Source organism: Bacillus hominis, from assembly GCF_018332515.1.
Taxonomy (GTDB): domain Bacteria; phylum Bacillota; class Bacilli; order Bacillales; family Bacillaceae_G; genus Bacillus_A; species Bacillus_A hominis.
On record NZ_BOQD01000124.1, the window covers coordinates 1 to 4,356 of the forward strand.

Consider the following 4,356-nt stretch of genomic DNA (forward strand, 5'->3'; position numbering starts at 1 on the left):
ACTACCTTTTACGTTAGTAACATTACATCCTAATTCTTTATCTTTCACTTTGTTATATGCCATAAATAAGGATCTTTAATCAAGTTATAAATTTAAATGGCATTCATATTTCAATTAATTTTTAACGTTTTAAAATGTGCGATTGTTAAAAGGCTTTTAAAGAAATGTTCCCGAATAATAAAATTCGACAATCTTATTTTTTAATTGCCTAATTTAAACGTTTAATTTAATCGATTTTTTTCGATTTCATTTCACGTCACTCCAAAGCATTGTCCGATTCACATCGAGTTCTTACGTTAATTCACCCTGCGGCCTATTGTTGTGTTTTTTCTTTGCTCATTTAACTTAACAAATATTATGTTACGCTTCTCTTCTTAAATAGAAAAAAAGCAATCGATTTTATATCGATTGCTTTGAGTTTCACATATCTTTTGTAATTCTTATACATATTATATTGTATTATTGAAAGTCCATATTAAACAACTAATTTGCCGGTCCCAACAGCAATTCGTTCCTTTATGCAACTTGAACAACCGGAGAATTTCACATAATTTATTTCATTACCTCCGTGGCGTTAGTCCATACAATATAAATTGAATCGTATTTTCAATTTCCACTTCATCGTCCCATTTCTCTTCAGGCAATAATAAGAACCTCGTTAAGAGTAACCCTAATACAGCTGATAAAGTAAGACGTAATACGGAAGATGGTGGAAGTTTAATAATTTCTCCTTCTTCTTGAAACTTTGCAATCAACTTTTTAAAATGTACAAGCAGTTCTGTTTCTATTAATTGTTGTATTTCACTTTTTAGTTCAGGCTGAAATGGTACTTCTTGAATTAATATTTTAATCATCGGAAAGTGTTTTTTGGCAAATTCAAACCTATTATGAATTACTACTCTTAATAGCCCTTCATACGATTCATAATCCGTTTTAAATATTTCTTTTGCAAAGGCTTGTACGAAAAATGGTGCAACGAACTTTGTTAAAGTTGGCATGACGACCGCTAACAACAAATCTTTTTTTGTTTTATAGTAGCGGAAGATTGTTCCTTCCGCTACACCAGCACGCTTTGCAATTTCACTAGTTGAAGTTGAAGCGTATCCTTTTTCTCCAAACATATCAACAGCCGCCTCTAATATACGCATTTGACGTTCGTTTCGTTTATCCGTATTTGTTGTACCAATTAATTCTTCAAGCCAATCCTTCTTCATTTATAGAGCTCCTTTTATCATCATTATATTTTTCGATGTTTCTTTAATGCAAATACATTTCCTACTGCAAATAATAGTGAAAAAAGAAGTAAAACAGTAAGATCTAATGCAATTTCTTTAAACCCTTGATTTCGAATCATCACTTGTCTCATTGCGTCAGCACCATATGTGAGCGGAAATAATTTCCCTAACATTTGTAGCCACTTATTCATAGATTCAATTGGGAACAACCCAGAAAAGAAGATTTGTGGCACGATAACAAGCGGTATAAACTGGATCATTTGAAATTCATTATTTGCGTATGCAGATAAAAATGTGCCTAATGTTAGTGCAGTTAAAGAAAGCATACATGTTATAAGTAGCGTTAGCCATATTGAACCAGCTACATATAAATCTAAAATATAAACTGAAAAACTTACAATTATAATAGATTGTATAAATGCAAAAATTCCAAAACCAATAATATATCCTACAACTATTTCCCATCTTCTCACTGGTGTGGACAATAATCTCTCTAATGTACCACTTAAACGTTCTCTTACGAAAGAAACCCCGGACAATATAAATACAAAGAAAAATGTAAAGAAACCAATTAATACGGGACCAAGCCCATCAAACATTGTAATGTCTTTAGAACCATGTAAATAATCGACTTCAGGCTTCATCATTGATACATCATTCTTCTCTGTACTCTTTTGCAATACTTGAAGTACCGCACGATTTTTTGATGAATCACTGCCCTCTAATAGAAGATTCATTTTTCCATTCTCTAAATGAATTACTGCATCTACCTTTTGTTTTTCTAACTCTGAAATTGCTTTGTCTTTACTATATTCATAAATTGATGCTTCTTGATTTTTCATTGCTTTTACTATAGGAGCAGGTACATCGACTACAGCAATATGCGGTATGTAGTCTTTTTGTGTAAATACTAAAGATAATAACCAAAGTAATAACATTGGTGCCCCAAACATCATTGCTAAAGAACGCTTATCTCGAAAAAATTGACGAATGATACGGATGACTACACCATTAACTCTCATGATTCAATCACTCCTTCTAACATAAAGACATCTTCAATTCGTCCAGAAGATGTTCGTTTTTTCAATTCCTCCGGTGTGCCAATCGCAACTAAATTCCCTTCTCTAATTAGCCCTAGACGTTCGCAAAACTCAGCTTCATCCATAATGTGCGTTGTTACGATAATAGTAGTGCCTTTCTTTTTAAGATCATAAAACTTTTCCCAAATCGATTTTCGAAGAAGAGGATCTATCCCAACTGTTGGCTCATCTAAAATTAATATTTCTGGCTCATGAAGGAGTGCTATCGCCAATGATAAACGTTTTTTCATTCCACCTGAAAAATGCTGTACTTGCTTTTTCATATGCTCTGATAATTGTACAAGTTCAAAAACTTCTTCGATTCTCTCTTTCTTACGCTTACCTTTTAACCCATACATCGTTGCAATAAAATCTGCATTTTCATATGCCGATAGTTCTTCGTATAATGCATCAGCTTGAGCCATATAACCAATTCTTTTCATTTCATTTAGATTAGGCATGTTTGTATTAAAAACCATTACATCCCCTGTAGTTGACTCATTAATACCTGCAATCATTTTAATGAGTGTTGTTTTCCCTGATCCGGAAGGTCCAACCAAGCCAAAAATTTCTGCCTTTTCTATTTGCAGCGAAAGGTTATGCAAAACTTCTTTTTTCCCAAAACTTTTTGATACATCTCGTAAAATAATTGAAGGTTGTTGCACTAAAAATCCCCCTTTTCTTTAAAATGAGTGAGTACTCACTTTTATTTTACTCTCGAATTATTATATGTCCATCTTTAAAAATAAATATTTTTTCTGTTATTTACTAAAACAATGAAACAGAGTCGACATTAGAATATTTTTTCTTAAAGTCGACTCTGTTTCATTTTAAATTATTCGATTTTAGTTATGTTTTTAAATTTAAATACCTTCTAATTCTAGCAACATCTAAAGAATATTCGATAACTATTTGCTGTATTGGTAATATAACCGTTTTCGGATATAAATGTGCATATTGTAACGTTTCTGCATACTTTTCTAACCGTTTTTCTAAATACTTTACAATTTGCTCAGGATGACTTACTAATAAAGACGTACTATAATAATGAATTTGCTCCTCAATCGCCGTATATTCTTCAATTTCAAATTCTTTATGCATTTGTACACCCCTTTATATTTTTAATATCGTTTAATAATAACTATTTTAACTCGACTAATTTTTAAGTTTTTTGATTATTTACACTATAACAAACTCAATAGGTCAAATTTTGTTACTTTATGTAACGTTGAAAAATTTTAACAAAATTGTAATGGAAACTTGTACTCAAGAAAAACTACCTTTAAATTATTCCCCTGAACAAAAAAGCCGTACAGATTAATTTAACTGCACGACTACAATCTCAGGTCTATTAAAAACTCTTTGCGGAATGATACTATTGCCTAATCCTCTACTGACTATCATAGACGTATTTTGTTTTTCATATAAACCCGCTGTATATTTGGGCAGTATTCCTTGATTAGGAGCAACTAATCCCCCGAGAAAAGGTAACCGAACTTGTCCCCCATGTGCATGACCCGATAAAACTAAATCTATTTTCTCGTCAGCATACTCTTCTAAAAATTCAGGCCTATGAGATAATAATATCTTATATCCATCTGGTTGCACTTTATCCTTTGCTTTTTCAATTTCAGCTTTTATAATACTTCCTTCGTCATGTTTTTCATTAGTAAAATCAGGATCATCAATACCTAGTAAGTATATTTCTTGCCCCTCTTTTTGAATGCTTGCATGCTCATTTCTTAAAACAGTAACATGCTGTTTCTTCAATTCTTTCTCCAAACTGTTATATTTCCCTGACCACTGCTCATGATTCCCTGTCACAAAATATACTGGATACTCCGTCACAAGTTCTCGTATTACTTGCAAACTAATTTCTGCATCATATGATTTACTGTCAATTAAATCACCGGTAATAACAATGATATCAGGATTCAAGTTTTTTACTTTTTTAATTAAAACGTTTTGATTTTCACCAAATTTTTTATTATGTAAATCTGAAAGTTGGAGGATTTTAAATCCTTTAAAAGAAGAAGGAATTT

5 protein-coding genes are annotated in these 4,356 nt (G+C 31.7%); all 5 read right to left on the bottom strand.

Going from position 1 to position 4,356, the window contains the following annotated elements; genetic code table 11:
* Positions 1–560: 560 nt before the first annotated feature.
* Positions 561–1,214, bottom strand: coding sequence for a TetR/AcrR family transcriptional regulator (locus KI356_RS13920; protein ID WP_128280072.1), 654 nt, complete (start codon positions 1,212–1,214; stop codon positions 561–563).
* A 23-nt stretch (positions 1,215–1,237) separates the two neighbouring features.
* On the bottom strand, positions 1,238–2,257 hold the full coding sequence (locus tag KI356_RS13925; protein WP_212935694.1) for an ABC transporter permease: 1,020 nt from the start codon (positions 2,255–2,257) through the stop codon (positions 1,238–1,240).
* A complete protein-coding gene (locus KI356_RS13930) occupies positions 2,254–2,979 on the bottom strand; it encodes an ABC transporter ATP-binding protein (protein ID WP_212935695.1) in 726 nt (241 codons plus the stop codon). Before KI356_RS13930 ends, KI356_RS13925 begins: the two co-directional genes overlap by 4 nt.
* A 184-nt stretch (positions 2,980–3,163) precedes the next feature.
* A complete protein-coding gene (locus KI356_RS13935) occupies positions 3,164–3,415 on the bottom strand; it encodes a hypothetical protein (RefSeq protein ID WP_002119518.1) in 252 nt (83 codons plus the stop codon).
* 216 nt (positions 3,416–3,631) lie between these two features.
* Positions 3,632–4,356 (bottom strand): metallophosphoesterase (locus KI356_RS13940; RefSeq protein WP_212935696.1); only part of this gene is annotated, 725 nt, incomplete at its 5' end.